Origin of the sequence: Massilia genomosp. 1, assembly GCF_011682185.1 — a bacterium.
Lineage (GTDB): Bacteria > Pseudomonadota > Gammaproteobacteria > Burkholderiales > Burkholderiaceae_D > Telluria_A > Telluria_A rubra.
Genome location: NZ_WHJF01000483.1, coordinates 1 through 319, shown reverse-complemented (window position 1 = coordinate 319; position 319 = coordinate 1). Strand labels below are relative to the sequence as shown.

Sequence of the window (319 nt, the reverse complement as noted above, 5' to 3'; positions counted from 1 at the left end):
CTGGTCCTTCTTGTCGGCCACCGGCGCGGCTGGCGCGGCCACCGCGGTCGCGACCGGGAAAGCCGTCTTGTTGTCCTTGCCCGCCGCCGGCAGCACGGTGGTGCCCTTGCCAAGCTTGGTCTGGAACAGCCAGTCCTTGTAGTCGTCCAAATCACCGTCGAACGGTTGCAGCTTGCCGTCGGCGACGATGATGAACTGGTCGGTGGTGGCGCGCAGCAGGTGGCGATCGTGCGATACCACCACCAGCGTGCCCTCGAACTGCGCCAGCGCCATGGTCAGCGCCTCGCGCGTTTCCAGGTCCAGGTGATTGGTTGGTTCA

1 pseudogene is annotated in these 319 nt (G+C 65.8%); it reads right to left on the bottom strand.

From position 1 onward, the window contains the following. Positions 1-319 (bottom strand): annotated as a pseudogene (locus F1735_RS34605) (ABC transporter); the annotation flags it as partial.